This is a genomic window from Flavobacterium sp. DG1-102-2 (assembly GCF_033042555.1).
GTDB lineage: Bacteria > Bacteroidota > Bacteroidia > Flavobacteriales > Flavobacteriaceae > Flavobacterium.
In genome coordinates, this window is sequence record NZ_JAWLIK010000006.1 from 141797 (window position 1) to 166301 (window position 24505).

General features: G+C 39.3%; 23 protein-coding genes and 1 riboswitch. Of the genes, 6 read left to right on the forward strand and 17 right to left on the reverse strand.

The window, feature by feature from the left end:
• Positions 1-32: 32 nt before the first annotated feature.
• Positions 33-272, forward strand: a complete 240-nt coding sequence (locus R1T16_RS10690; RefSeq protein ID WP_317501094.1) for a hypothetical protein — start codon at positions 33-35, stop codon at positions 270-272.
• Positions 256-555 (forward strand): type II toxin-antitoxin system RelE/ParE family toxin, encoded by a 300-nt coding sequence (locus R1T16_RS10695; RefSeq protein WP_317501095.1) that lies wholly within the window; start codon positions 256-258, stop codon positions 553-555. The genes R1T16_RS10690 and R1T16_RS10695 overlap by 17 nt, the downstream gene beginning before the upstream one ends.
• A gap of 195 nt (positions 556-750) precedes the next feature.
• Here R1T16_RS10695 and metF read toward each other — a convergent pair whose 3' ends face one another.
• From metF to R1T16_RS10715, 4 genes are all read right to left on the reverse strand, one after another.
• Positions 751-1707, reverse strand: a complete 957-nt coding sequence (gene metF, locus R1T16_RS10700; protein WP_317501096.1) for a methylenetetrahydrofolate reductase [NAD(P)H] — start codon at positions 1705-1707, stop codon at positions 751-753.
• Between the two features lie 2 nt (positions 1708-1709).
• Complete coding sequence (locus R1T16_RS10705) at positions 1710-2117, reverse strand: four helix bundle protein (RefSeq protein ID WP_317501097.1); 408 nt, start codon at positions 2115-2117, stop codon at positions 1710-1712.
• 63 nt (positions 2118-2180) lie between these two features.
• Positions 2181-4853 carry a methionine synthase gene (gene metH, locus R1T16_RS10710; RefSeq protein WP_317501098.1) on the reverse strand — a complete coding sequence of 891 codons (2673 nt, stop codon included), beginning with the start codon at positions 4851-4853 and terminating at the stop codon, positions 2181-2183.
• Positions 4854-5855 (reverse strand): homocysteine S-methyltransferase family protein, encoded by a 1002-nt coding sequence (locus R1T16_RS10715; RefSeq protein ID WP_317501099.1) that lies wholly within the window; start codon positions 5853-5855, stop codon positions 4854-4856.
• 178 nt (positions 5856-6033) lie between these two features.
• Positions 6034-6140, reverse strand: a riboswitch (SAM riboswitch).
• A 155-nt stretch (positions 6141-6295) separates the two neighbouring features.
• On the opposite strand from R1T16_RS10715, the gene R1T16_RS10720 reads away from it, so the two are divergent.
• Positions 6296-6742, forward strand: a complete 447-nt coding sequence (locus R1T16_RS10720; RefSeq protein ID WP_317501100.1) for a DUF6367 family protein — start codon at positions 6296-6298, stop codon at positions 6740-6742.
• Positions 6743-6815: 73 nt separating this feature from the next.
• On the opposite strand, the gene R1T16_RS10725 is transcribed toward R1T16_RS10720, so the two are convergent.
• Positions 6816-7340 carry a hypothetical protein gene (locus tag R1T16_RS10725; RefSeq protein WP_317501101.1) on the reverse strand — a complete coding sequence of 175 codons (525 nt, stop codon included), beginning with the start codon at positions 7338-7340 and terminating at the stop codon, positions 6816-6818.
• Positions 7341-7458: 118 nt separating this feature from the next.
• Complete coding sequence (locus tag R1T16_RS10730; protein ID WP_317501102.1) at positions 7459-7899, reverse strand: OsmC family protein; 441 nt, start codon at positions 7897-7899, stop codon at positions 7459-7461.
• 664 nt (positions 7900-8563) lie between these two features.
• On the opposite strand from R1T16_RS10730, the gene metK reads away from it, so the two are divergent.
• Positions 8564-9814, forward strand: a complete 1251-nt coding sequence (metK, locus tag R1T16_RS10735; RefSeq protein ID WP_317501103.1) for a methionine adenosyltransferase — start codon at positions 8564-8566, stop codon at positions 9812-9814.
• A gap of 70 nt (positions 9815-9884) precedes the next feature.
• On the opposite strand, the gene R1T16_RS10740 is transcribed toward metK, so the two are convergent.
• From R1T16_RS10740 to R1T16_RS10760, 5 genes are all read right to left on the reverse strand, one after another.
• On the reverse strand, positions 9885-10100 hold the full coding sequence (locus tag R1T16_RS10740) for a hypothetical protein (RefSeq protein WP_317501104.1): 216 nt from the start codon (positions 10098-10100) through the stop codon (positions 9885-9887).
• Between the two features lie 63 nt (positions 10101-10163).
• Positions 10164-10457 (reverse strand): hypothetical protein, encoded by a 294-nt coding sequence (locus R1T16_RS10745; protein ID WP_317501105.1) that lies wholly within the window; start codon positions 10455-10457, stop codon positions 10164-10166.
• Positions 10458-10611: 154 nt separating this feature from the next.
• Positions 10612-13356, reverse strand: coding sequence for a TonB-dependent receptor (locus tag R1T16_RS10750; RefSeq protein ID WP_317501106.1), 2745 nt, complete (start codon positions 13354-13356; stop codon positions 10612-10614).
• Positions 13357-13487: 131 nt separating this feature from the next.
• The gene (locus R1T16_RS10755) at positions 13488-14378 is read right to left on the reverse strand and encodes a GLPGLI family protein (protein ID WP_317501107.1); all 891 of its coding nucleotides are present in this window, start codon (positions 14376-14378) and stop codon (positions 13488-13490) included.
• A gap of 84 nt (positions 14379-14462) precedes the next feature.
• A complete protein-coding gene (locus R1T16_RS10760) occupies positions 14463-15272 on the reverse strand; it encodes a GLPGLI family protein (protein ID WP_317501108.1) in 810 nt (269 codons plus the stop codon).
• A gap of 162 nt (positions 15273-15434) precedes the next feature.
• Between R1T16_RS10760 and R1T16_RS10765 the strand changes: the two genes are divergently transcribed.
• Together R1T16_RS10765 and R1T16_RS10770 are read left to right on the forward strand one after the other, a co-directional pair.
• Entirely contained in the window at positions 15435-16229 is a 795-nt protein-coding gene (locus R1T16_RS10765) for a hypothetical protein (protein ID WP_317501109.1), read from the forward strand.
• Positions 16229-16843 carry a deoxynucleoside kinase gene (locus R1T16_RS10770; RefSeq protein ID WP_317501110.1) on the forward strand — a complete coding sequence of 205 codons (615 nt, stop codon included), beginning with the start codon at positions 16229-16231 and terminating at the stop codon, positions 16841-16843. Before R1T16_RS10765 ends, R1T16_RS10770 begins: the two co-directional genes overlap by 1 nt.
• Positions 16844-16913: 70 nt before the next feature.
• Here the strand turns inward: R1T16_RS10770 and R1T16_RS10775 are convergent, their stop codons facing one another.
• From R1T16_RS10775 to R1T16_RS10800, 6 genes are all read right to left on the reverse strand, one after another.
• Complete coding sequence (locus R1T16_RS10775; protein ID WP_317501111.1) at positions 16914-19340, reverse strand: sodium-translocating pyrophosphatase; 2427 nt, start codon at positions 19338-19340, stop codon at positions 16914-16916.
• Between the two features lie 111 nt (positions 19341-19451).
• Entirely contained in the window at positions 19452-19982 is a 531-nt protein-coding gene (locus R1T16_RS10780; RefSeq protein WP_317501112.1) for an inorganic diphosphatase, read from the reverse strand.
• Between the two features lie 111 nt (positions 19983-20093).
• Positions 20094-20696 (reverse strand): DNA-3-methyladenine glycosylase 2 family protein, encoded by a 603-nt coding sequence (locus R1T16_RS10785; RefSeq protein WP_317501113.1) that lies wholly within the window; start codon positions 20694-20696, stop codon positions 20094-20096.
• A 69-nt stretch (positions 20697-20765) separates the two neighbouring features.
• Entirely contained in the window at positions 20766-21332 is a 567-nt protein-coding gene (locus R1T16_RS10790) for a hypothetical protein (RefSeq protein ID WP_317501114.1), read from the reverse strand.
• Positions 21333-21428: 96 nt separating this feature from the next.
• Positions 21429-21947, reverse strand: coding sequence for a hypothetical protein (locus R1T16_RS10795; protein WP_317501115.1), 519 nt, complete (start codon positions 21945-21947; stop codon positions 21429-21431).
• A 62-nt stretch (positions 21948-22009) separates the two neighbouring features.
• The gene (locus tag R1T16_RS10800) at positions 22010-24505 is read right to left on the reverse strand and encodes a DUF5686 and carboxypeptidase-like regulatory domain-containing protein (RefSeq protein ID WP_317501116.1); all 2496 of its coding nucleotides are present in this window, start codon (positions 24503-24505) and stop codon (positions 22010-22012) included.

Genomic DNA, 24505 nt, shown 5'->3' on the forward strand with positions numbered 1-24505 from the left:
TTAAGTAAATTTGATTAGAAAAGTTTTCGATTATGAATGCCGAACTAGAAATACAAAATCAAAAAATAGAATTGATTCAATGGTTGTCAACCCTTGAGGACGTATCTATTATACAAAAAATAGTTGATCTTAGAAAAACAGAAAGTAGAGACTGGTGGGATTCAATTTCCGATACAGAAAAAGCTTCTATAGAAAAAGGGATTGCAGATGCTAATGCAGGTAAATTAAATACTCATTCAAAAGCCAGGGATATTTATGGCAAATGGTTATAAAATTTTATGGACAGATCATGCGATGAATGAATTATCCAATACAATTGAATATCTTGAAGAAAACTGGACGAAGAGAGATTTGAAAAATTTCGCTAATAAACTCAATAATACAGTAGACTTATTATCGACCAATCCATATATTTTTCAGAAGTCAGAATCTACCGGTATTAGAAGAGCTATCGTAGCGCAACATAATACCTTATATTACCGCCTGAATGATGAGGTTGTAGAAATTTTATCTTTCTTCTCACATCGAAAAAATCCTAATAAAAGAAAATTATAATCATGTGCGGAACGCCCTTACCCTGGTGGGTTGAAGAAATGGAAAAAGATAAGGAGAAAGAGCAGGAGCAAAACACTCCTGCAACTACACCTCCCAACGAAAATGAAGAATGTGATTAATCACATTCAATATAAAAGAAGCCCCGCAAATGCGGGGCTTCGAACCTAATTATAACAAATCAAAAAAATCTCTCGGTTAAAATACTTCTTTAGCAATTGCCTTTACGTTATCAGGCTTGCCCATTGAGTAGTAATGCAAAACAGGAATTCCTGCTTTTACCAGTTCCTTACTCTGTTCCGTACACCATTCTATCCCCACCTGCCTTACAGCATCATTATCTTTTGCTTTCACTACCGACATGATAAGGTCATCCGGTAAATCTACCTTAAAGCGATGCGGAATCTGGTTCAGCTGTTTCTTAGTCGATATCGGCTTTAATCCCGGAATGATTGGTACGGTAATACCCTCTTTACGGCATTTTGCCACAAATTCAAAGAATTTCTTATTGTCAAAAAACATCTGGGTCACAATGTATGTTGCCCCGTTCCTTATCTTTTGTTTAAGGAAATAAATGTCGCTGTCAAGGCTCGGCGCTTCCATGTGTTTTTCAGGATAGCCTGCCACACCAATACAAAAGTTTGTAGCCGATGTATTCTGAAGATCAGCATCCAGGTAAATCCCTTTATTTAGGTCTGCTATCTGCGTAACCAGTTCGGTTGCATAATGGTTGCCTTCTTTTTCTGGTTTGAAGTAGATTTCACTTTTTACAGCATCGCCCCTTAAGGCAACCACATTCTGAATACCCAAAAAGTCGAGGTCAATCAGGAAGTTCTCAGTATCCTCTTTAGTAAACCCGCCGCAAAGGATATGCGGAATAGCATCTACCTGATATTTATTCTGTATCGCTGAGCAGATACCCACAGTACCCGGGCGTTTCTTAACCACTTTCTTCTCTAAAAGGCCGCTTGGCAATTCTTTATATTCGTACTCCTCCCTGTGATAGGTTACATCTATAAACGGCGGATTGAACTCCATTAACGGATCAATACTGTCAAAAATAGATTGTATGTTCTGCCCTTTTAGCGGAGGCAGTATCTCAAAAGAAAAAAGTGTTTTGCCGTTGGCATTCTCTATGTGTTCTGTTACTTTCATTTTTAATTAGTTGATGGTTGACAGTTGACAGTTGTCGGATTTGTTCTCGTACATTCTATAACTTTTTTGTAATAATTAATAAATCCATTCAACAATCTTTTACAAGTCTGGATTAATTCAAAAATATTATTGGATTGTGTTTCATCAATATAATTTTGATCTAATGCCAAAAAACATTGCGTTTCTAATTCATATAATGAGCCTCTTGATATATGCAGAAAATGTATTGTATCATTTGATGTTTGCCTTCCGCATCCCTCGGCAATATTGGAGGGAATTGAAACTGCACATCTTCGCATCTGGTTTGTTAAACCATACATTTCTTCTTTTTGAAATCCTTTAGATATATTATATAATAGATTGGTCAACTTTCTCGATTCTAACCAAACATCCAGTTTTGTATAATCCATTTTTTATATTAATTCAAACTATTAAAGCCTTTTATCTGACAACAAGCAACAAGCAACCGACAACTAATCCGCGATATTCGGGTTAAGCCATTTTGTGGCTTCGTCTGTACTTATACTTCTTCGTTTGGCATAATCTATAACCTGGTCTTCTTTAATTTTTCCAAGTCCGAAATACTTACTCTGCGGATTGGCAAAATAATATCCCGATACCGATGATGCCGGCCACATCGCTAAACTTTCTGTAAGCGATACGCCAATTTTATTATCTACATCCAGCAATTGCCAGATGGTTTTCTTCTCTAAGTGGTCCGGGCATGCAGGATATCCCGGAGCCGGGCGTATACCTTCATACTTTTCCTTTATCAGTTCGTCATTGCTTAAGCCCTCATCAGATGCATAGCCCCAAATCTCCGTACGCACTTTTAAGTGTAGGAATTCGGCGAATGCTTCAGCCAGACGGTCAGCCAGCGCCTTAACCATTATCGAATTATAATCGTCATGGTCGGCTTCAAACTCAGCTGCCTTTTCGTCTACACCAAATCCTGTGGTTACACAGAACGCGCCCATATAATCGGTCTTACCTGTATCTTTTGGCGCGATAAAATCAGAAAGCGCAATATTAGGGGCACCCTTTGTTTTTTGTGATTGCTGCCTAAGGGTAAGGAATTTTACATTTGGCTTACCGTTTTCGTCATACAGCTGAATGTCGTCATCATTTACCTGCTGCGCAGGGAAAATACCATATATACCTTTGGCTTCAAGCCAGTTTTCTTCAAGCATCTGTTTCAGCATCGCTTTGGCATCGGCAAATAAAATTTTTGCCTGCTCTCCTACAACCTCATCTTCCAATATTGCCGGAAACTTGCCATGCAGGTCCCATGTTTGGAAAAATGGGGTCCAGTCGATAAAATCGACCAGTTCAGATGGGTTCGGTTCTATGGTTGCTATTCCGGTAAATTTTGGGGTCACTGGCGTAAAGCTATCCCATTCCAGTTTTAATTTATTTCTACGGGCATCTTCAATACTCAGGAAATCCTTATCGCGCGAACGGTTAAGGTAGCCTTCGCGAAGCTTGTCATACTCTTCCCTGAGGTTTTTAGAGTATTCTGTTTTCGTATTTGTATTCAACAGGTTACCTGCCACAGTAACTGCACGCGATGCATCGTTTACATGCACAACGGTTTCCCTGTATTCAGGAGCAATCTTTACAGCGGTATGCGCACGCGAAGTGGTCGCCCCGCCTATCATAATAGGAATACTGATATTTAGCTTATCCATTTCTTTTGCCAGGTACACCATCTCATCAAGTGATGGCGTTATCAGTCCGCTAAGGCCAATAATATCTACCTGCTCTTTTACGGCAACCTCTATAATCCTTTCGGGAGGCACCATAACACCAAGATCTATGATCTCAAAATTATTACAGCCTAAAACTACTGCAACAATGTTTTTACCAATATCGTGTACATCACCTTTTACGGTTGCCATTAATACTTTTCCGGCAGATGAGCCTTTACCCTTACCCTCTTCTATAAAAGGCAATAGGTAAGCCACGGCTTTTTTCATTACACGGGCCGATTTTACCACTTGTGGCAGGAACATTTTTCCGCTGCCGAACAGGTCACCCACTACATTCATACCCGTCATCAGGTTAATTTCAATAACCTCGATAGGTTTAGTAGCCTGTAATCGTGCTTCTTCAATATCCTGCTCAATAAATTCATCAAGCCCTTTTACAAGAGCATGCGTCAGCCTTTCCTGTATAGGGTACGATCGCCATTCCTGAGCTTGTTTTTCAATAGCTTTTACGTCGCCTTTCACGTTTTCTGCAAAGTCCAATAGACGTTCTGTAGCATCGTCACGACGATCTAAAAGTACATCTTCAACATGTTCTAAGAGGTCTTTAGGGATTTCGTCATAAATCTCCAGCATTTCCGGGTTTACGATACCCATATCCATACCATGCTGGATAGCGTGGTATAAAAACGCCGAGTGCATGGCTTCCCTTACTTTATCGTTTCCACGAAAAGAGAAAGACACATTACTTACGCCACCACTCACGTGGGCATGCGGCAGGTTGGTACGTATCCATTTTGTGGCAAGGAAAAAGTCGAGCGCATTTTTGCGATGCTCTTCCATACCTGTTGCTACAGGAAATATATTAGGGTCAAAAATTATGTCTTCGGGTGGAAAACCTACTTTATCAACCAGTATATCATAAGAACGTTTACATATTTCTATACGTCTTTCATAAGTATCTGCTTGCCCTACCTCATCAAAAGCCATAACAATTACGGCAGCGCCATAACGTTTTACTTTTTTAGCATATTTTACAAAATTCTCCTCCCCTTCTTTAAGGCTTATAGAGTTTACAATACTTTTACCCTGCGTAACTTTAAGTCCGGCTTCAATGATTTCCCATTTAGAGCTGTCAATCATTACAGGCACACGGGCAATATCAGGCTCGGATGCTATAAGGTTAAGAAATACAGTCATGGCGTGCACGCCATCCAGCATCCCTTCGTCCATATTTATATCGATGATCTGGGCACCTCCATCTACCTGGGCACGGGCAACGTCCAGCGCTTCCTCATACTTTTCTTCTTTAATAAGACGGAGGAATTTTCGCGAACCCGTAACATTAGTACGTTCGCCTATATTTACAAAATTACTTTCTGGTGTAACGATCAGCGGTTCAAGACCGGATAGTTTGAGATATCTTTCAGTCACTTTCATTTATACGGCAATCTCACTTTTTCGGGGTTCGTATTGAGCGGAAACTTCCGCAATTAATCGGATATGCTCCGGAGTTGTTCCGCAGCATCCACCGATAATATTGATCAGGTTATCATCAAGGTATTCTTTAATAAGCACCTGCATTTCTTCTGCCGTCTGGTCATACTGCCCAAAGGCATTTGGCAAACCGGCATTAGGGTGTGCCGAAATACTGAAGGATGTATTATGCGCCAGTCTTTTCAGGTACGGTTTTAACTGATCTGCACCCAATGCACAGTTAAAGCCTACGCTTAACAACGGCAAATGTGATATAGAGATTAGGAATGCCTCAACCGTTTGCCCGGAAAGCGTGCGCCCCGAAGCATCGGTTATCGTACCGCTTACCATTACAGGGATATCAAGGCCTAATTCGTCCTTCAATTCTTCAATGGCAAAGAGGGCGGCTTTAGCATTAAGCGTATCAAAAATGGTTTCAACCAACAGTAAGTCACAGCCGCCGGCAATCAATGCTTTTACCTGTTCTTTATAAGCAATAAGCAAGTCATCAAAAGTCACGGCACGGTATCCCGGGTCGTTAACATCGGGGCTCATACTGGCTGTACGGTTTGTAGGACCTATAGATCCGGCTACGAAACGTGGTTTGTGTGGTTCTTTTGCGGTAAATTCATCGGCAACTTCACGGGCAATGCGAGCCGACTCATAATTGAGTTCGTACACCAAATGCTCCATGTGATAATCGGCCATGCCAATGGTGGTACCTGAGAAGGTATTGGTTTCTACGATATCGGCACCTGCCGCAAAATATTGGTAATGCACGTCGCGAATAGCCTTTGGCTGGGTAAGCGACAGCAAGTCGTTATTGCCTTTAAGCGAATGCGGAAAATCTTTGAAACGTTCGCCGCGAAAATCTTCTTCAGAAAAATTATAGCGCTGCAGCATTGTACCCATGGCTCCGTCGAGCACGAGTATCCTTTCTTTTATGGCTTGTTGAATTCCTGACATATACTAGGTTAAAATTATTTAGCCCTATAACAGTAATCCTACGCGAACAGCGAACTATAATCAAATAAATATTTGATCTCCGGGTTATGAGCCCGAAAAGCATTTGGCTGCCCGCCTAAAATTATTGTATGTCATCTAAAAATTGGGAGTGGAATATTGCAGTAGCGCCATATTACTTGTGTTATCTATCCGCACGTACGCTTGGTAGAATTTAGCACCTTCTTTACATATAAAGGGTTGCTAAGGCTTCAACGGGTCTATTCCCTCTGCCTTTCGTGATAACATATCAATGTGTTAAAGAACAGTGCAAAGCTACAACATAAAGTTGTGGTTTGCAAATTTTGTTTATCAGGATGATGATGTGGCACTTAATTCGTACACTTGTACCAAATGCGCACGCACAACGTATGCTTGATAATTAATTAGACAATCCCTATACCATGAAAACATTTAAATCTCTTTTAAATGAATCGCGTTCTGAAGACAGAAATCAATTTCATATAATTGTTATTGGAAATGAAAGTGAAATAGAAAATCCCGAAGAAGAAGGAAAATGGCAAAACAGTAAGATACTGGATTATTGGAAAAGGGTTGAAAAACCAAGTAATGAAAGCAATGAACTTCAGGTTCACATTGGCAGGCAAAAACACGTAAATACAAAATCGGCACGTATAACATGGCACGTAAATGGCGTTAAACACGACAAGAAAGCGTTTAACGATAACAAGAATGGTATAACAACAGCTGCAAACATCGCAAAAGCTATTTTAAAACTGCCGGCTGATAAAGTTTTAGAACCCTTACCCAATGAAAATGCTGATGGTGTTTTAGCAGGAATTGATTATCTGCCGAGCAAAGCGAAGGTTTTTGTTTTTAAGATTGTATAAAAACAAAAAAGACAGGCTCTGGAAACCTGTCTTTTTACAAACCAAACCAATCTAAAATTCACATAGGGCTGCCTTATGCAACAGCCTTTCTTTTTTGCGCAATAGCCAGTATGGCTTCAAAAAGCTCATTAGCTGCCGCCTTATCATTGCCTTTAGGCAGCTTAATAAAATTATATTCGAGCCCGCGGTTAAGCGCGGTACGCAGTATCTCATTTTCATGGCTGTCCTTAAGTGTTCCTAATGTATCATTAATAGACAGTACATTAAAACCGCTTTTTAAGAGCCCTGCATATTGTGCTGCAAAGTCAGCACTTCCTGTAGCATCTACAGCAACAAGGTTGTCAAGGTTATTGGCGTGTACATAGTCAACGACATCCTCCAGCTTAAAGGGCACACCAAACTGTATAAAGTTGGCTTCCCATGAATATTTTGGGCCTTCTTTCTCAAAGAAAGCTACGGTAGAGTTGGTTATTACAGGAAACCTCAACTCTATTTGTTCGTCTATAGCAAGGTCTTTGCGGCTCTTTACCGCTTTGTTTATGAGGGCACTCCCGGTCTTACCGATTCCGAAAAGCACTATATTGATTCTTTGGGTCATGAGATTAATGGGATTTTAAAAAAGAAACGGCCTTTAGCCCATCTAAAGGCCGTAACTCTTAACAAACAAACAAAAAACAACTTATAACAAAACGTTATTCAATTTTACTTTCAGCAGGTTAATTATATGAATACTCCTTAAAAAGGGTAACATCTACAGGAGTATTGTTAACCAGGTTATCATAAACTGGACTTCTGCGCTGAACCTCCTTAAGCCAGTTTTGTAAAGCTTCCAGCGAAGCAGACGCCGCCGGCTTGAGTGTGATTTCTATATTTTGGAAACCCGGCCTGCTCTTTCCTTTTGGCTTTGGCTCATTCAGGTTTCCTGTAATTTCTATCTGTAACGATTTTAATGTAATTCCCTGTTCTGCAGCCACAAGCTGGCCCAGGGCATTAATGCACCCTGCAAAACCCGCAAGGATATATTCGTAAGGGTTTGGCCCTTCTAATTCCGGATATTTAGCGTTTTCGCTTATGCGAAGATTGGCATTTAATGTCTTTACGACAAACTGGCTGTTGTTACCGGAGTAACCTAAAACATTGATGATATTTGCATTCATGGCTGTAAATTTTATTGTTATTGAAAGATGATTAAATAAAAAAGGTCCTTTTGGATGGGAAAACCAAAAGGACCTTGACACTTGAACTGAAAACTAAGATTTATGTCATTCTCTTCTGGTAACACCAATAAACAATACACCACATGCATATAAAACATATGTGATAGAAATTATAAGTATTTGATGTTAATGCCGTCATTTTTGAATTTTGAATTGTGATAATAAAAAAAGCCCCTGCTGTTTGCAGGGGCTTCAATGTATATAATTTTTCAGATTAAAAATTAGTCAACAGTTACCCCTGCGGAAATGTTCCACATAAAATAACACGTATGACAAATATTTGATCTCATTTTTATTCAGATATTGATAAGGCAAACTTCGAGACTATTTTTGACATGACCAAACAAAATTTCATATTTTAACAGATAACGTTTTCGAAGGCAGTATATTAAATACTACGTATTTAAGCTTTTTTGAAAACCGGCGCAATAATTAAATCCAACAGCCCTTTTTTTATTCGGATAAGGTTTTATACCTTTGCCCCATAAAATTGAGAGGAAAGATTTGACTGATTGCAACCTCATTAAAAAAAAGCTAAACCAGGACTTCCCTCCTTTTAGCTGCACAGCGATCTCTTTACTCTACTAAACTTATAGAGAATACTATGGCCTACTTATTTACGTCAGAATCAGTGAGTGAAGGACATCCTGATAAAATTGCTGACCAGATTTCAGATGCACTGATAGATAATTTTCTTGCTTTTGACCCTGAGTCTAAAGTTGCCTGCGAAACTCTTGTAACTACAGGACAGGTTATACTTGCAGGAGAAGTAAAATCTAAAATATATCTTGATGTACAGCACATCGCCCGTGAGGTTATACGCAAAATAGGCTACACCAAGAGCGAATATATGTTTGAAGCTAATTCTTGTGGTGTGCTTAGTGCCATCCACGAGCAGTCTCAGGACATTAACCAGGGTGTAGACAGGGCCAGCAAAGAAGAGCAGGGTGCCGGAGACCAGGGCATGATGTTTGGCTACGCTACAAACGAAACCGAAGATTATATGCCATTGGCACTTAACCTTTCGCACAAGCTGCTTCAGGAGCTTGCTGCACTTCGCCGCGAGAACAGTGAGATCACTTATCTTCGCCCGGATGCTAAAAGCCAGGTTACATTAGAGTATGACGATAACAATAAGCCTGTACGCATAGACGCTATTGTTGTTTCTACACAACACGATGACTTTGACGATGAACCTGCAATGCTTGCTAAAATCAATAAAGACATCAAAGGAATTCTTATACCAAGAATTATCAAAAATAACCCTCAGTATGCGTATCTTTTTAACGAGGAAATACAGTACCACATTAACCCAACAGGTAAATTTGTTATCGGTGGACCTCATGGTGATACAGGCCTTACAGGCAGAAAGATCATTGTAGATACTTATGGTGGTAAAGGTGCTCATGGTGGTGGTGCATTTTCAGGAAAAGATCCAAGTAAAGTAGACCGTAGTGCTGCTTATGCTACACGCCACATTGCTAAAAACCTTGTTGCCGCAGGTGTTGCAGATGAGATCCTTGTACAGGTATCTTATGCAATTGGTGTTGCTAAACCAACAAACATTTACGTTAACACATATGGCACATCTAAACTAAATATAACAGATGGCGATATCGCTAAAAAAGTAGAGGAATTATTTGACATGCGCCCTTACTTTATTGAGCAGCGCCTTAAGCTTAGAAATCCTATTTACAGTGAAACTGCTGCTTACGGGCACATGGGCCGCAAGCCGGAAACAGTTACTAAAACTTTTAAATCTCCAAACGGGGAAGAAAAAGTGGTAACGGTAGAATTGTTTACATGGGAAAAACTTGACTATACAGATAAAGTTAAAGCTGCATTCGGAATTTAATTCCTAAAATACTTTATACAAAAATGCCCCCGCTGTAGTAGCGGGGGCATTTTTTATTGTATGCCGTTTACTATCCGAAGATGGTTGTAAATGCTTCTTTTAATTTCCCTTTGATCTCCATAGGAATTTCAACTTTAGAAAAAACAAGTTCTGATTTACCTTCTGAAGTTGTTATAGAAAATACTTTTGAAAGTGTTTTACCTCTAAAATATTCAAGATTGTCAACCCTTATTTGGAACGCAAGTGTGTTGAAACTCGCTTTTTTAGACTGTAAGTCTGTTACCATGATGTATAATTTAGCTATAAAGATAGTCTTAATCTATACCGAAACCTATTATATAAAATATGTTTATAAATACAAGTTAGATAATGCGTCAGGTAAAAAATATTCGAGGCTTGCATAAAGTACTATGTAGGTAACTACCGCAGCAGCAACCATAAATACAAAGTAGATGCCCGGACGCATGATTTTCTTGTTATGGCGCAGCATAAAAATATACATTAGCGAGGTAAACATAAAAACGACCATACCGCAGAGTATTGAGGATTCGGCATGCGAAAACTCAGCATCGCCACTCTGGAAAAAGAATCCAAGCAGGCTTACAATAACAATTACCGGTACACTTTTTATAAGCCTCTCCATGAACTACTTTAACTCAAAATCAATACATTACATTGATTTTACAATTTCGGCAAAAATAAATATTACAAAGTTCAGTAAGCTATATTTCTCCACATAATAGACTAAAAGCAAAAAAAAGCTGTCGACTGACAGCTTTTTAAAAATAAGATAATACCTATAAATTGTATTTCACGGTTAAGAGCAAATATCTTGGCTGTACCCTGTATCGCGAAGTATAAGTAGACAACTGATTAAAACTGTCACTATTTAAAGAGGTAGTGTTAAGCAGGTTTGTTCCGCCCACTTTAAACTCCCAGTGACTGTCTTTTGCGCGATACATCACATCGGCACTTAAAAAGTCATACTCGTTATCTGATGTCCTTGTATCGTTGTAATAATGGGTATATTCATAATTTGCAGTAACCGTAAATGCATCAAAAAAGTAATAATCCAACTTTGCAAATGGGCTGTGGTTATAAAACTTACTGCTTGTGTAATCATTAAGCGTATACGAATAGCCCAACTCAAGGTTAGGCAGTGTCTTAAAGTTTGTACCAAGGCTTGCCGTATAACTTTGTGATACCTGCTCACTTATCTGCCTTATAGAATTTTCTATCGTTGCATCTTCGCCAATAGCATTTGCCCTAAAGTTATTATACCTGCTCCACGATACCCTTGCATTTACAGATGCCTTGTAAAAACGTGCAAAACTCCTGTTATAACCTGCAAATGCCGTAAGCGATTCGTCAGCATAAGGCGAATTTGCCATCGTGCTTATCTGGTTTATACCGTTAAATGCAGAAAGGCTCTTCATGGCATCCATGGTTCGGCTATAGTTTACTGTGCCGTATATCTGCGTAAAGTTGAACATATTGTATTTAAAATATGTCAGCGAATGGTTTTGCTGCAACCCGTTCTGTAAATTTCTGTTTCCCTGAAAAAGTGACTGGTAACTATTAAGTACAAGTCCGCGTGCAAAATCGGCTACATCAGTAAAGCTGGTCGTCATGGAGTAATTATAAGTAAGCTTTTCTGATTTCTTGATATTGAACTGTGCATACATATCCGGCAGCACTCTCATAAAATTGTTATTTACCCTGCTGCCCAACTGGCTGTTATAATTAGTGTAGCTGTGCATACTAACCCCGGGATTAAATTCAAATTTACCCAGTAAGAACCGGTAGTGCAATGCAATAAAAGCGTCGTTAAACACATAACTCACATCGTTAGTGGTATCGCCGCCAAGATTATTTACAGAGCTGTCATCTAACAATTGAAAGATAGACGAATTGAAATTTTGGTAGGCATACGTATTACCCAGCGTTACATTTATATTGCTTTTTGGCGTTAGCGTATAATAATAATCCAGCTTGGCATCCAGCTTATTGGTTTTAATAAAACGCTTTTGCGATATATCGTATCGGCCTGCAGGCTGCAGTTCTAAGCCTGTAAGCAATCCACCCGCTCCTGACGGAAACGGATTATTGCCCAGATTTGCATTATACAACGGATCTTCGTCCTGATACAAATGCTGCATTTCAAAAGCAAAAATATTCTTGCTGTTAAGCGTATAGTAGGCATTTATATTCTGGTTGAATGAAAATGGCTTTTGGTCTTTATTAGTAAACACGCTCTGGCTCTGCTCTGTTTGCGGTGTAACTGTAGAGAGCAATCCGCTTGCCTCCTCTTGTTTGGAGAGCTTCGTAAACAAATCATAATCAAACTGGAAGTTTTTGTTTGGCTTATAGCTTGAACTTAATTTAAGAAGCCCGAAATCAGTCTTTTGCTCAAGGTTTTCTTCGGTATCCTGAATAGTCTGCGGATTGCCCGTTACAGGATCAAGAAGTACGTTCCTGTTTTTGGTTTCCATTTCGGTGGTATTAGAATTTCCAATAAGGAAACCACTCAGTGACCACGCTGCTGTAGGATTGTAGCTAAAGTTTGCTGCGCCAAATCTTGTTTCAATGGATTTTGCCCTGTCATTCCTCATCAACGAAACGCCAAGATCATTAGAGCCGACGCTAAAGTTTGTTCCTCCTTTTTTCATAAGGCTTTTAAAACCACCACTGAATTTGAAATAATCCTGCATTGTAAGCGGCAGTTCGCCGGTGTTATTTATGTTTCCTATAAAATTAAAACTGAATTTAGGGTTGTAGTAAAACAGCTTTGGGTTTACAATATATCGCTCACCCTCGCCAATGCTCGCGCCGGCACTCATATCTCCAAACCAAAAGTTCTTTTTACCGTCTTTAAGTTTAATGTTCATTGCAACATTATCCTGGTTATTTTCTACACCACTCAGTTGGCTTACTTCGCTGTAGTTCCTAAGCACTTCTACTTTACTTACTGCATCGGCGGGTATATTTTGCACACCGAGTTTAGTATCACCGTCAAAAAAATCTTTCCCCTCGACCATAAGCTTGGACACCGATTTTCCTTCTACGGTAACACCGCCGTCTTTATCTACAATAACCCCAGGAAGCTTTTTAAGCACATCACCCAGCTTGCGTTCCGTTCCGTTAGTAAACGAATCCGAATTGTAAACAATAGTATCTCCTTTAATGGTTACCGGCATTTCATGAACTATTTCCAGTTCTTTCATTTCTATACCTTCCTTTAACACTATGTTTTTCACAATGTTCTCAGTTCCGGTAATGATTGTCACCTCATAAGGCGTAAACCCAATGTAACTTGCCTTGATGATGTAAGTACCATTGATACCCAAAACCAATTGATAGCGTCCTGCGTCATCGGTAATAGCGTAAGAATCCAAGGCATTGGTCGCTTTGTTTACCGCCATTACATTTGCCATCTCAAGAGCTATACCGGTTGAGTCCTTAAGCGTACCCTGAACACGTACGGTTTGTGCAAATGTTGCGGCAGACAGCAGCAGTACAATTGCAGCAAGTAATTTTTTCATTTGTGGTATTGATTGATTTTTGTGTAGTTAATTTTCTGCCTAAGCAGATGCAATACAAAAGCCGGCATCAGCCATTTAGCCAAATGCCGGCTTTCTATACTATTATTCAGAAAACACAGTAAGTTCGATTATTATCCTCCTATCCTTATTCTTGTAGAGCCACCTTTACCGCCGCCATACATCTCCTGCATTTCCTGCATCTTTTTTATCATGATTTCAGAGTATTGTGCCTTGGTAACTTTTTCACCTTTTTTAAGAGGTTTAATTTCTGCTTTTTCTTTAGGGTTAATAACCACTTTAGAGCAAAGCAGCATTGTTTTGCCATCGCTAACCTCAAGTATAAGTCCCGGCAGGCCGTAATATTCCTCCGGCCCCTGGCTTACAGGAATCTCAGGCGTATACCACGCTGTGATAATCTTATTTTTAGGAGCTTCTATCATATCCATAAAATTGGTAGATTTCTTCTCGTCTTCTGTTTTTTTATTCATTTCCTCCTCAGCACCTTTTTTAGGACGGAAGTTCATAAGATTTGATTTATCAACAGGTACAGATGCTGTAGCCTTGTAACAAGTATAAGCACCAATTTTTTTTGTATCGCTTTCCATTTTCCATTTTATCTGCGTTATGGTATCACTGATCAAAAACTCCTTGCCAAAAATTTCCTTCTCCTGAAGTATGGTTTTGTCTTTTATATTCTTATATTGTTTGCCTCCCGCACCCATCATAGACCCCATCATTTTAAAACCTTTGGTCATTTCATCGCCGGCATCAAGCTTTTCCTCCTCAGCATATATAGAAGCCGTTTTGTCAAAATTCAGTACAAAAGTCTTTTCAAACATGGCCTTCATACCCTTTTCTATCATTTTTTTCATCTCAGGGGTAATCTCCTTGCTGTCAAGCTTAGGCATATCATCGCCAAGGCTGGTCTTAGATTCATAAACAGCCATCCCCTGAAAATCCTGGGCAGTAGCTGCAAGTCCGGAAAATAAAACAGCAGTCAGTATAAAAAGTATTTTTTTCATGAGTATAGATTTAGTCCTTTTTAATAAGACTATTAACAGCCCATTTTGTTACCGGAAAATCCATTAATTTTTAATGATGATCCGTTACCCACCTATCATTATGGTCTGCACATTGCTTCCGCCATTGGCATCTTCAAACTCCTTAGCTTTTCTAAGGGCCAGTTTTTCAAATTCGGAAGCAGTTATTTTTTTACCTTTTTTAGGTATTTTAATTTCTGTCTTCTCTTTAGGGTTGAGTACTATCTTTGAGCAAAGGTAAGTGCTTACTCCATCATTGGCTTCCAGTATAAGCCCAGGCAGACCCCAAAAATTAGCAGGTCCCTGGCTCACCGCAATTTCCGGCGCATACCATGCTGTTATTTTAGTATCGCGATTTATTGCACCGGTTAGTTTTATATTTTCATCTTCTTTATCCCGTTTAGATGGTTTTATAACGGCTGTCGCTTTGTAGCAGGTGTAGCTGCCTATTTTCTTAGTTTCAGGCTCAAGTTTCCATTTAAATTTTCTTAGCGAGTCGCTTATAAGAAATTCTTTATCGTAAAAAATTGTTTCTACCAAGAGCTTATTTTCCTTGACATTTTTGTACAATATACCTTCTCCGTCCCTTTCAATTTTTATACTTACCATAGGGTTTGCAGCCTCTAATTTTTCCTCTTCTACAAAAATTGAAGATGATTTATCAAACGTAAGGGTATATGTATTTTGCAGGGCATTTTTCATTGCTTCTTCCAGCATTTTCTCCATTTCATCGCCCAGTTTTGGCATATCTTCCTTGTCTTTAGACTCGGGTAATGTCATTTTAGATTCGTATGTAGCTATTCCCTTAAATTCCTGCGCCTGCACACAAAATAGCGTCAGGAGACATACTGACAATGTAATAAGTTTCGTTTTCATGATTGGAGTTTTAGTTATTATTATCTTATGCTAAATTAGATTATCACACCATGGCAGGCTGTTACGTACTTTTATTTAGTGTTAAATAATGTTAAGCGCATTTATCATAGAAATAAAGAGGCGCATTATCCTGAAGCATTTATTTTTTGTAATTTTCCGCAGATGAAAAAACTGGTTGTCCTTTTATTAGTATCATACTTCGGGCTGGCTTCTGCACAGGACCTGGAAATTCCTGTAAAGCTGCTGTCCAACTCAAAAAATGCTCCGCAGCGTTATTTGGGCACCGATAATTTTGGTTGGACATACACAATTGCTGACAACGAATTCAAAAAAGAGAAAGACGGGCTAAAACTAAAGTATCGTACGCTTTCGCTTGGGGAGATTTATAAAGTAGATATACAAAATCCGTTACAGCTTGTACTGTTTTACCGAAAATTCAACACCGTGGTTTTGCTGGACAACCAGCTTAATGAAACCAAACGTATTAATTTTTCCAATCTGCCTGAATCGCTTGTTATCGAAGCTGCCGGGCTGGCCTCTCAAAACCGCTTGTGGCTGTATGACATCAACACCCAGCAGCTTGGCCTGTTTGACCTTGGCCAGTACAGCTTTAAGACCATAACACCACCATTTACAGACAATATAAAATATTACCAGAACGATTATAATTATTTTTACTGGATAGATGCAGCCAACAAATGCTTTGCCGTAAATCTTTTCGGAAACGTCAGCGCACTGGGCATTGCACCTGCCTACGACCAGGTACAGATAGTATCCTCTAAAGAACTTATCATTAAAAAAGACAATGCGCTTTACTTTTATAACCTTGAAAAGCAAACTCAAACACCTATCGCGATAGTTGAAAAAAGCTTCCAAAGTTTTCATTATACAGCCCAAATTTTGTCTATTTTTACAGACTCTGAAATCAACACATATAAAATAACCTTACCCAAATAATGCATATAGCTGTAGCAGGAAATATAGGTGCAGGAAAGACTACCCTTACCGGATTATTGGCCAAACACTTTAAATGGGAACCGCACTATGAAGATGTGGTTGACAACCCCTATCTTGATGATTTTTACCACCAGATGGAACGCTGGTCGTTTAACCTGCAGGTATACTTTCTTAATACCCGTTTCAGCCAGGTGATGCAGATTCGCGAAAGCGGAAAAAACATTATTCAGGACAGGACTATTTATGAGGATTCTCACATATTTGCACCTAACCTCCATGCCATGGGGCTTATGGCAAACCGTGACTACAATAACTACAAAGCACTTTTTGACATGATGGAAAGCTTTGTAGGCCCACCAGACCTGCTCATATACCTTCGCAGCTCTATCCCTAACCTGGTAAAGCAGATACATAAACGCGGGCGGGATTATGAGAACAGTATCTCGATAGATTACCTGAGCCGCCTTAACGAACGTTATGAAGCATGGATTCAGGGCTACGATAAGGGAAAATTACTGATTATAGATGTTGACAAAAATAATTTTGTAGACAACCCCGAAGATCTTGGCGAAATAATAAACAGGATAAATGCCGAAGTAAACGGACTGTTTTAGTCTGATAGCGACATAAAATAAATAGAAAAGCCTCTGTAATGCAGAGGCTTTTCGGTTATATAAACTTAGGTTATTTCTTTTTAAGGGCTTCAATCTGAGCATTCACTTCAGCTTCGGTACCTTCAAAGGTTTTTTGTTCTGTTTTCAGTTCTTCGCTGTTTGTTTTTGTAGATATGGTAACTGTAGCGGTTATTTTTCCATCGTTATTTTTTTGTCTGTCTATAGAAATCTCAGTACTTGACTCCTGTCCTGTAACCACCGGCTTTTCAATAACTGTAGCAGCCTGAATATTTAGTATTTCGGCATCATCTGTATGGCTGCCTAAGATCGGAGCGATTACAAGCCCTATAAGGCACGTAAGTTTGATAAGTATGTTCATCGATGGCCCAGATGTATCCTTAAACGGATCGCCTACTGTATCGCCCGTCACAGCCGCTTTGTGCGCGTCTGAGCCTTTGTAGGTCATCTCGCCGTTAATCATCACACCTGCTTCAAAAGATTTCTTAGCGTTATCCCATGCACCTCCTGCGTTATTCTGGAACACAGCCCAAAGTACACCCGATACAGTAACACCTGCCATGTATCCGCCAAGCATTTCTGCGACAAGCTGATTGTTATCAGGATATACAAGCATCCCTAATAATACAATGGCAATAGGGAAACCTATGGTTAGCACACCCGGAAGCATCATCTCCCTCAACGCAGCTTTGGTAGATATCGCTACACATTTGCCATATTCGGGTTTACCTGTACCTTCCATGATACCCGGTATCTCACGAAACTGCCTTCTTACTTCATATACCATGTCCATCGCAGCTTTACCTACAGAGTTCATAGCCAGGGCAGAGAACACTACCGGAATCATACCACCTATAAACAGCATGGCAAGCACTGGAGCTTTAAATATATTAATACCGTCTATTCCTGTAAAAGTTACATAAGCCGCAAACAAAGCCAGCGATGTTAATGCAGCAGAAGCAATGGCAAATCCTTTTCCTGTTGCTGCTGTAGTGTTACCCACAGAATCTAAGATGTCGGTACGCATACGAACTTCTTTAGGCAGCTCGCTCATCTCTGCGATACCACCGGCATTATCCGATATTGGTCCGAAAGCATCAATAGCTAACTGCATAGCTGTAGTAGCCATCATGGCTGAAGCGGCCAATGCCACACCATAAAATCCTGCCAATGCATACGATCCCCATATAGCACCGGCAAACAGCAGCACTGTAGGGAAAGTAGATATCATACCCGTTGCAAGTCCCGCAATAATGTTAGTTCCCGCACCGGTACTTGATTTCTGTACAATAGCGAGTATAGGTTTTTTACCCAGCCCTGTATAATATTCTGTAACCGATGAAATTACACCGCCTACAAAAAGACCTACGATTGTAGCACCAAATACACGTAATGATGATATTTCTATACTGCCTTCTCCGTAAAACTGCATCATCATAGTTTCAGGAAGCATGTATTGAACTAAAAAGTAACATGATATGGCAACCAGCACTATAGATACCCAGTTACCCACATTAAGTGCTCCCTGTACCTGTGCTTCTTTAGCATTGTTATCTTTTATCTTAACTAATAAAGTTCCTATAATAGAGAACAGTATCCCAAAACCTGCAATTGCCATAGGTAAAAGTATTGGGCCTATTCCGCCAAAAGCATCTGTAAATGAAGGATTATCCAATATTATATCCCTTAGCACATAATTACCTAATACCATTGCGGCAAGCACTGTTGCAACGTATGATCCAAAAAGGTCGGCGCCCATACCGGCAACATCACCTACGTTATCACCCACGTTATCTGCAATAGTTGCAGGGTTACGCGGATCATCCTCCGGAATACCGGCTTCAACTTTACCCACAAGGTCGGCACCCACGTCGGCGGCTTTAGTATAGATTCCCCCACCCACACGGGCAAATAGGGCAATAGACTCAGCACCAAGCGAAAAGCCTGCGAGCGTTTCCAGCACCATGGTCATGTCGGCGGCGGTTGTCCACACGCCATTCATGAAGTAGTGAAAAAAGAATATAAAAAAACCGGTAAGCCCTAAAACAGCCAAACCGGCAACACCAAGCCCCATTACAGTTCCTCCGCTAAATGACACTTTAAGTGCCTGAGGAAGGCTAGTCCGTGCGGCCTGAGTAGTTCGCACATTCGTTTTTGTGGCAATTTTCATTCCCATATTTCCAGCAAGAGCCGAAAATATAGCGCCAAATATAAAGGCAATAACAATTAGCAAATGCGTTTTTGCTCCCGGCAAAAATGTTATGCCTGCAAGCGCCACACTTGCTATAATAACAAAAAATGTAAGTAACCTGTATTCTGCTTTTAAAAATGCAAGCGCCCCTTCGTAAATGTAATCTGAAATCTCTTTCATCTTACCGTCGCCGGCATCCTGCTTAAGCACCCATGATCTTTTGGCTGCCATAAAAAGCAATCCTAAAACGGCCATAAATATTGGCACGTAAATCATTATTGAATTCATAATTAAGGTTTTGGTTTGTTGTTAATATTGTAAATATAGCAAAAACCAAAATAAAAAAAGCAACATCCTTTAACAGAATGTTGCCTTTTTTAATAATATGTTATAATAAAACTATCTGATACTGAATAGTTCCTCCGGCTTGTCTTCAAGAGCTTCAAAACGGTCTACACACTGGTCAATGATTTCGCGTGCTTCTGCAGCATCTCCCCATCCTCCTACATCAACTTTTTTATTTTCAAGGTCTTTATATACCTGGAAGAAATGCTCGATCTCTTTTATAAGGTGACCGTTTATCTCGTTAAGGTCACTGTATTTATTCCAGATTGGGTCTGATACAGGTACACAGATAATTTTTTCATCCGGCCCTTTTTCGTCAGCCATATGAAAAACACCAATTGGTTTTACTTCCATAACACAACCAGGAAAAGTAGGCTCAGTAACTAAAACAAGTACATCAAGCGGATCTCCGTCAAGCGCAAGTGTTTCCGGTACAAAACCATAATCAGCAGGATACATCATAGACGAGAACAGCATTCTGTCGTAACGTATTTTTTTTAATTGAAAATCATATTCATATTTGTTCCTGCTCCCTTTAGGGATTTCTATAAGTACGTCAAACGTTTTTAATTTTGCTGCTGTCATCTTTTAAGTGTCTTTTTTCTAATTAAGCGGGTGCAAAAGTAGCATAAAAATTACTGTAATGCAAAGCTTTACCCATTAAAAGCACCATATATCATGCAGGTTTACATTAATTTAATGAGGAAATATCCTATTACGCTTTTTAAGATAGTAGTGCCATAAAAAAAAAGCTGCTGTAGTACGGTAAGGTTTCCATTTTTCTGAATGCCCCTTTATCTCTTCTAAGGTTGTAAATCCCCATACATCTTTAATTGCCGAAATTATGCCTATATCGCCCAAAGGCAGAATATCCGGCGCTTGCAAACAAAACATCAGATAAATATCAGCCGTCCAGTTCCCGATTCCTTTTAAGGCAACAAGCTCTTTTCTTACCGTATCATGATCTTTCTCAATAAAACTTTCTAAAAAAATATTCCCATTTAAGATTGCCTCTGCAAGATTGCGGATGTATGCTGTTTTCTGGCGGCTTACCCCACATTGCCGAAACTCCTGATCGGTAATTTCTATACTATTTTGAGGTGTAAACTCTTCGATGAGATTTTTGAGCTTATCAAACGATGCTTTTGCAGAATTCAAAGAGACTTGTTGTTCAAGTATCATAAGGCACAGACTTTCAAATCCTGGCTTTCTACCAACAAACCCCGGCATACCATATAAATCTGCAATTGCCGCAAATTTAGTATCCAGTTGTACTAATAGCGGAATGGTGTGCTCCATATTACAATTAAGATTTATAAAAAAAGCCTCCTTATGGAGGCTATGCAGTATACTTATCTATTAAGCGTATTAATCAAATATCCTGTCGCAAAGCGGGCCACATCCTGCTGAATTGCAGTAAGGAACTTTGTGTCCGTCTATATTATAGTACTCAAGGAAACAGCCGGTTCCGCAGCCCCAACAGCTTACAGAGGTTGGATCTCCTTCTGCGTTAATCGGTCCCGGACTAAAAAACATTTTACCTGATCCCGTTCCACCGGCAACAAGAATTACCCCCGATGAAACAGTACTTCCCCCCGGAGACCTTCCTCCACCAATCAAAAACACAGCACTATCCTGAGAATTGTTTGATGCAAACTTACGCACAAGAGTAATCTGGTTTATTTCAACATTTTCTCCATCACTTTGTCTTAAAAGTATAGATTGAAACGCCTCTATCAATTCATCCCTGTCAGCAGTGAGAATAAGCTGTCCATCAACTTCTTCTGCAATCTGACCTTCCCATACATTTTTATTTTTCTGCCTGATATCCCTGCTGCCAGCATCTGACATTACAACATCACTGTCATTACTACAGCTCCAGGCCATACCTATAAGAAGGAAGCATATGGTGCTTTGTAAAATTTTTCTTTTCATACGTAAAGGATTAAGTTGGATGATTATTATAAAACTAATTTATAGCTAATTATTAATTTGCTACGCCAACGATATGTTAAAAAACCCTACAAAATATCACTTGATACTGCCCGAAACTTTTACACACTGATCGCACGCTGAACATATTAAACGTTTAACACCACCCGCTACAATCACATCAGGACTACAAATAACATCATTACAACCGCCATTACACAATATGACTTCGTATATATCCTGACTTGAAGCTCCCTCAGGTTTTGTGTAGAATTTTTTATCCTTTACATTCAGTATGGCACCAAGAGACACTTTATGATCTCTGTCTTTCGCCACAAGAAGATAACAGTCTTCTGTACGCTCTCCTTTAGTTTTTGATTTTATTATAGAAAAATCATTCAGTATTATAGAATCCTGAGGCTTCATTTTCTTGTTTACAAAAACATTCCATTTATAAACAAGAGAATCTGAATCTGTAAAAATATACTTACCATTACTCTCCTCACCCACAGATGCAACTAAAGGGTCTCCTTTTTTTTCTACAGACTTAACTTCCTCTTTCTTAATGCAGGAGAATGCAACCGTAAGTAATAACAGTAAAGAAAATAATTTTTTCATAAGGTTGGTGGTCGTTAAATAATTGAAACGAAGTTACACCTTTTTTTGGAAAATTTTAACTTTTAGAAATAGAATCCAAAAACACCTTTAACAGTAAATTTATTAGCATCAGGAAGGTTAAGATAACTGCCTCTCCAGGCAAAATCTATCCTGAAAACCTTAAAGATATTGCCAATCCCTGCATGATATTCCCAATACACATCTTCAGGGGCGCGGTACTCGATGCTGGACGCATTAAGCCTTCTATTCCCGTCTGACACTGTTCCATAAACTCCTTTTACACCAATGATCTCCCTAAGATTCAGATTCCTTATCCCCGGAATCCGCGAAAATAGCCTTCCATTAAAATTATGCTCAAGATGCAGCGACACATATTCATCGGCTACAAACTCGTAATAATTCATAAGGTTATACGTATTCTCTATGATAAAATATGACTGATTACCCGGTACTACACCCATCAACCCAAGCGGCACATCGCCAAATATCTTTCCGGCCTCAAGAGTTGTGAATAATCGCCCAAAACCGCCAACCAAAATTGGCTGCCTGTAATAAAACTGTACTTTTTGATATTCAAAGTCGCTGCCGAATGTTCCTTTTATTCCCTGGGAGAAATTAAGGAATAACTTAGCGTAATTCAAGTCAACATCGGTACGCTCTACTCCATAACCTACAGTTTTTCGCTTCGGCGTATATTCAACCATCGCACCAAACTCATATTGGTCAAGATTGCCTTTTACGCCCTTAGAATGGTCGTATGGATCTATATAATAGTCCATACTGAACTGTTGCGGATCTGCAGATCGAAGTGTCCTGTAATTAAGGCTGCCCCTCAATACAAGATGTTTTACCGGCTCTATTTCTGCCGAGAAAGTAGTAAAGTTTACATTAGTAAGCTTATTGTTGCTGCCACTGGAAAAAAGTGACGATGAGGCAAAGCTTCGGCCAAGTACGTCACTCGTAGCAGTAAGGCTCACACCTATCTGCTCTACATCGCGCCTGTTACCCCCTGCAAGGATAATTCTTTTTTCTTTATTCACCATCCATTTACCGGAGATGCCGTATTTGAATTTATTGTCTTTAAATCCGTAGGCCGTATAACCTTCCACCCTCCACGGATCATTTTGTCCAAAATAGGTACGCCCACCCGTTCGTAAACGTATACCTTCAACATCATTATACCCGAAACTTGAAAATATGGGTCCGTAGTCAAAATTACCTATCTGGTAATAACCGCTTCCCAAAGTTGCGACGACGCTATATATCCGCTTAAACTTTTTAACGGTCTTAAGAGTGTCAAGCATTTTATAAACACCCCGCTCATCTTTATTGAGGGTTTCAAACCGGTTCTCTTCCCAGTAATTATCATCTTTCTGGTAAATTGATTCATCGTTATGGTTAACGTCTGCTGTATAGAAATTGTCCGCTTTTTTCTTGTCAAACACATAATCCCTGAATAAGGTGGTTCTCTTACCGTAAACACCTTTAGAATCTTCTTTTTTATTTAGTGCAAAGTCAGACATCATGTGATCCCTCTTAAGCAGGAACACAGAATCGTTTACCACATCAAACTCCTGCTCAATGTAAATATCTTTTACCCAGTTTATATTTGCCGATTTACTGGCAGACATTACAATTTTTTTGATGGCGAACGTAGTGTCATTTACCCAAAAATTTCCTTTAAAGGTAAGCTCAGCTTTCCTCCTTGGATAGAACACAATGTTATAACACCATTTCTTCTCTATAAAAGTACTATCTGCGAGAACGTAGTTATACACATTTATACCCGTGCGTGAAAGCGGGCTTACAAAATCTTTGTCAAAAAATTTAAGGTAATTATCGTAGATATCATAATCTACATAAAGGTCTTTTATAAAGGCAAGTATCTGTTGATTATTACTAAATCCGGAATTCTTGTTAGCACGGGTTACCTCTTTCTTCCTGTTATTTACGTTGTCCCCATATACATTACTAAGTGCCTCATTAATAAATATTGGCAGGTACGTTTTACCGGTAACATTAGAGGTATCAACATGATTAAAGATAAATTCCATACCCTTGAATATCTTATTTTTCATGAAAGCACTATCAATAGTATTCATGTCAAACTCTACCTTCTCGTATTTATCATATTCATACTGCTTAAACATCTTAAGCCCGTTCTTGCGGCGGCGCTCCCATATCTTTCGAAGGATATCTATGGCAGGGTTATTCTTTTTTGAAGTCTTGCCCGAATAAAGCACTACTTCTTTTAATTCCCTTGCTTCACTTAGCTTTACAGTGAGGTTATAATTTACAGTTCCGTTAAGCTTTACCTCTTTAGGCGCAAAGCCTACAAAAGAAATAACTACTTCTGAATATGTATTTTGGGACTCAAGGTAAAACTTTCCGTTTTCATCTGTAATTACACCTTCACTGGTTCCTTTAAAGTAAACGTTGGCATAAGGTATAGATACATTTGTATCGTCTACAACGACACCACTGACTTTAGTCTGCGCCATTAATGTACCCGAAAGCAGCAAAAATGTACAAACTAAAAAGTGTAATTTTATTTTCAT